General features: G+C 68.6%; 4 protein-coding genes and 2 pseudogenes. 3 read left to right on the top strand and 3 right to left on the bottom strand.

The features are described 5' to 3' along the window. A pseudogene (locus tag AB0J09_RS58180) lies at positions 1 to 761 on the bottom strand (ATP-binding protein); the annotation flags it as partial. A gap of 209 nt (positions 762 to 970) precedes the next feature. On the opposite strand from AB0J09_RS58180, the gene AB0J09_RS58175 reads away from it, so the two are divergent. After that, positions 971 to 1510 carry a GNAT family N-acetyltransferase gene (locus AB0J09_RS58175; RefSeq protein WP_360711724.1) on the top strand — a complete coding sequence of 180 codons (540 nt, stop codon included), beginning with the start codon at positions 971 to 973 and terminating at the stop codon, positions 1508 to 1510. Here AB0J09_RS58175 and AB0J09_RS58170 read toward each other — a convergent pair. Beyond that, positions 1461 to 1972, bottom strand: a pseudogene (locus AB0J09_RS58170) (transposase); the annotation flags it as partial. The gene AB0J09_RS58175 and the pseudogene AB0J09_RS58170 sit on opposite strands and share 50 nt — an antisense overlap. A gap of 164 nt (positions 1973 to 2136) precedes the next feature. Here AB0J09_RS58170 and AB0J09_RS58165 point away from each other — a divergent pair. Both AB0J09_RS58165 and AB0J09_RS58160 read left to right on the top strand, forming a co-directional pair. Further along, a complete protein-coding gene (locus AB0J09_RS58165; RefSeq protein ID WP_360711721.1) occupies positions 2137 to 2532 on the top strand; it encodes a YciI family protein in 396 nt (131 codons plus the stop codon). Positions 2533 to 2534: 2 nt separating this feature from the next. After that, positions 2535 to 3785 carry a sigma-70 family RNA polymerase sigma factor gene (locus AB0J09_RS58160; RefSeq protein WP_360711718.1) on the top strand — a complete coding sequence of 417 codons (1251 nt, stop codon included), beginning with the start codon at positions 2535 to 2537 and terminating at the stop codon, positions 3783 to 3785. A gap of 70 nt (positions 3786 to 3855) precedes the next feature. Here the strand turns inward: AB0J09_RS58160 and AB0J09_RS58155 are convergent. Beyond that, on the bottom strand, positions 3856 to 4114 hold a 259-nt coding region (locus tag AB0J09_RS58155), incomplete at its 5' end, for a WYL domain-containing protein (RefSeq protein WP_360711715.1).

Here is a 4114-nt window from a genome sequence, read left to right as displayed (position 1 = left end):
GGCGGCGCGAACACGTGGACGCTCCCGAACGCCTTGGCGGGCAGCCCCAGCCGGGCGTAGACGTTGGTGGCGCGCTCGTCGAGCCGGAGGTTGTCGTGGTCGAGGAAGAGCAGGTCCTCGCCCTTGACGGAGAAGATCAGCGCCTTGGTGTTGGCCGCCTCGCCCTCCAGGACACCCGAATTGAAGATCGAGTAGAGCAGGAAGGTGGCGAACGAGGTCTTGGTGGCCACGCCGGACACGCCCGAGATGGACACGTGGGCGCCGCGGGTGCCGTCGAGGAAGTCGAAGTTGACGTACAGCGGCTGGCCGTCGCGGCCCATCCCCAAGGGGATCCGCCGGTCCATCACGTCGAAGTACAGTGCCTGGTCACGGTCGCCCGCCCCGGCCAGATAGACCCTGGAACCGGGCAGCGGCGGCACGAACACCTCCGGCTCGACCCTCGTCACCCGCACCTCCGCCACCTCGACCACGGCGGCCGGCAGCGCGCCGTCGGCGATCAGGAAGACATCGGAGTCGTACGCGGCGCCCTCGTGCCTGGCCTCCACGGTCGTCACCACACCCGCCACCAGCACCAGGCCGTAGCCCGGCACCTCGCGCCTGGTCACCACCACGTCGTCGAGCTGGACGACCTTGCCCGGCTCCAGGCCCACCCAGAACGACAGCGGCGAGGCCGCCTGGGTGCCGAGCACCCTCCCGACCGCCTCACCGGCCGCAGACGTCGCCGCCGTCGCCTGATGGTTTACCGCCCCGTTGACCGTCACTCATCCCTCCGCCCCCATGCATGCCGCTCTAATGGAGCGTAGTCGGCTTGGGGGGTGCGTCTGGCTCATTTCGCAGGCGGGAACCTGACTGGAAACGATCATCGGATTCGTCAGCCTGGGAGCGGGCAAGGTTCCCTTCGCCGGGCAGCAGGAGAGTTCCGAGGAAACTGAATTGCCTTGGGGGCCATGGCTCGTGTTGGCTTCGCAGCATGTCTGAAATGCGTACCGATCGCTTGGTTCTCCGTCGATGGCGGGAGTCCGACCTTGGACCGTGGGCGGCGATGAATGCCGATCCTGAGGTCCGGGAGCACTTGGGCGACCTGCTTACCCGCGAACAGTGCTATTCCGCCGTGTCGCAGTTCCAGAGCGAGTTCGACCAGCGAGGCTACGGGTGGTGGGCGGTCGAACTGCTTGCTACCGGCGAGTTCATCGGCTTCGCGGGCCTGGACCAGGTCGATGATGGCATGCCGTTCACGGGGGTGGAGATCGGTTGGCGGCTCGCCCGCTCAGCCTGGGGCCACGGTTACGCTACCGAGGCCGCCCTGGCCGGCCTGACCTTCGGCTTTGAGACTCTCGAACTCCCGGAAATCCTTGCGGTAACGACTGCCACCAACCTCCGGTCCCAAGCGGTGATGCGCCGAATCGGCATGACCCGGGATCCAGGCGACGACTTCGACGACCCCACAGTGCCCAAAGGGCCACTGCGTCGGAACGTGCTGTACCGGATCGCCCGTGATGCGAGGACCTGACCTTGCGCTTGTTCGCCCAGGCGCGGATGCGCCAGCTCTTGTGCGCCGACAGGTTGTCCAGGATCACGTAGATCGGCGCGCCGTCCGGCCGGGCGGCGCGGATCGACGTCAAAGCGGCCCAGGTGTGGTCGCTGCTTTTGCGCCGGTGGTTGACGCCCCACAGCAGGTCGTCGCCGACGGAGTAGCAGCCGTGGAGTAGGTGACGCCGTGGGTGCGGTGGTAGGTGGCCGGCAACCGGTCCGGCCGGCCCTTGGGCGCCCAGCCCGTCCCGGCGGTGGGGCGGATGCCGAGCGGCCCGAACTCGTCGAAGGCGAAGGTGCGCTCGGGCCGCTGGGTCAGGGCGTACTCGATCTGGTCGAGTTTGGTCTCGAAGTCCGGGTCCGGGGAGTCTTTCCAGGTCTTGGTGTGCTGGAAGGTGATGCCGCGGCGGGCGAGCAGGGTGCGTAAGGCTTCCCGGCCGATGGCGATGCTGCAAGGGGTGTGCCGGAACGGCCATATGACGGCCTCGTCCATAATCAGGGGACGAGGCCCGTGGCCGGTCTTGCGGCTCAGTCGTCCAAATCCCGCACCGTGCTGCGTCGTACTGACGACGACCGTTTTGGTGCAGCGAGACCTGAGGAGGCCCGATGCCGGAGTACATGCTGTTGCTGTACACCCCTGAAGGTGAGGAGCAGGAGGACAGATGGGCGGACATGCCGCTGTGGCAGGAGGTGACGGAGAGCCTCCGGAAGGCCGGGCTGCTCGTCGCGAACGGCCCGTTGCATCCGGTGACGAGCGCGACCACCGTTCGCGTCCGCGACGGCGAGACCGAGCTCACCGACGGGCCCTTCGCGACGACCAAAGAGTTCCTCGCCGGCTACTACGTGCTCAACTGCACCGACCTCGACGAGGCACTGCGCCATGCGGCGCGGATGCCCACAGCGCGCCGCGGCTCGGTTGAAGTCCGGCCGATCATGAACTCGAGTGAGATCCCGGTCGCCGGCCTCGTGAACATGAACGGCCAGGAGGCAGGCGAGGACTGACGATGGTCGACCTGGCCACCGCGGCGGCCGTACGCGTGTTCCGGGACGAACGGGCGGCCGTCCTGGCGACCCTGATCAGGTACGTCGGCGACTTCCAGGTCGCCGAGGACGCCGTTCAGGACGCATTCGAGGCCGCGCTCGCAGCCTGGCGGCGCGATGGGGTCCCGGACAATCCGGCAGCGTGGATCACGGTCACGGCCCGGCGGCGCGCGATCGATCGGCTACGCCGCGACCAGTCGATCTCCGATCGCGCCGAGCGGCTGGCCGCGCTGCTGCGCCTGAACCGACAGGAGCACTTCTCGATGAGCGAAGCGAGCGCGATCGCCGATGACCGACTGCGGTTGATCTTCACCTGCTGCCATCCGGCGCTGGACATGCCGGCCCGGGTCGCGCTGACGTTGCGCACGCTCGGTGGCTTGACGACCGGCGAGATCGCACGTGCGTTCCTGGTCGGGGAGCCCACGATGGGCAAACGTATCGTCCGCGCCAAACGCAAGATCGCCGATGCCCACATCCCTTACCGAGTGCCCGCCGACGAGGAGCTCCCTGACCGCGTGCGCGGAGTGCTCCGCGTCGTGTACCTGATCTTCAATGAGGGTTATTCCGCCAGCGAGGGCGATCTTCTGGTGCGGGCGGAGCTGTGTGACGAGGCGATCCGCCTCGGACGCCTCGTATGCGAGTTGATGCCCGACGACGCCGAGGTCTGGGGGCTCCTGGCGTTGATGCTCCTGCACGACGCGCGTCGCACCTCCCGAGTCGACGGGAACGGGAGCTACGTTCCGCTGCAGGCTCAAGACCGATCCATGTGGGACTGGGACCGGATCGGTGAGGGGTTCCGCGCACTCGAGCGTGCGGTGCGGTTCGGGCGCCCCGGCCAGTACCAGCTCCAGGCGGCGATCATCGCTCTGCACATCCGGGCGGCGGACGGCGACGCCGCGGACTGGGCGCAGATCGCGCAGCTGTACGGGGCACTCGGCCGGCTCAACCCCTCACCGGTGGTCGAACTCAATCATGCGGCCGCGGTCGGGTTCGCCTACGGAGCAAGTGCCGGTTTGGAATTGCTCGAGCCGTTGCTGGGCGATCCGGCGCTCGAGCGCTACCAGCCGCTGCATGCCACGCACGCCGAACTACTCCGGCGCGCCGGTGACCTGACGGGTGCGATCCACGCCTACGAGCGGGCGATCGCGCTTTCCGCGAACGGCGTGGAGCGCGCCGAGCTCGAGCGCCGGCTGGAGGCGCTGACGGCGGGCTGAGCTCGTCGTGACCGACACCACGCCGCACCGCCGCAGATCTTCGCGCTGCCCATCCGCCCCGAACCGTGGCTCATGGGATCCGGGGCGGGGTGGCGGGTGCGTCGGTTGCGGCGTTGGCGTAGCGGCGGGCCAGGTGCGCGAAGGCGTCCTTGAGCTCGGCCGGGCCGACGACCTCGATGTCGGCGTCGAACCTGCCGATGGTGGCGGCCAGGCCAGTCCATGACCACGAGCCCAGGACGAGCCGGCAGCGGTTCGGGCCGAGCTCCTCGACGACTCCGTCGCGGGTGTAGCGGGACACGGCGGCGGCGGGCAGGTCGAGGATCACCTCG

Origin of the sequence: Nonomuraea sp. NPDC049784, assembly GCF_040659615.1 — a bacterium.
Lineage (GTDB): Bacteria > Actinomycetota > Actinomycetes > Streptosporangiales > Streptosporangiaceae > Nonomuraea.
Note: the sequence above shows the minus strand (reverse complement) of the source record. Positions and strands in the feature narration are given on the sequence as shown.

Bases quoted from the DNA above. Each gene is read 5' to 3' on its own strand.
- AB0J09_RS58160 (WP_360711718.1), top strand. From the start codon at position 2,535: ATGGTCGACCTGGCCACCGCGGCGGCCGTACGCGTGTTCCGGGACGAA.
- AB0J09_RS58175 (WP_360711724.1), top strand. From the start codon at position 971: ATGTCTGAAATGCGTACCGATCGCTTGGTTCTCCGTCGATGGCGGGAG.
- AB0J09_RS58165 (WP_360711721.1), top strand. From the start codon at position 2,137: ATGCCGGAGTACATGCTGTTGCTGTACACCCCTGAAGGTGAGGAGCAG.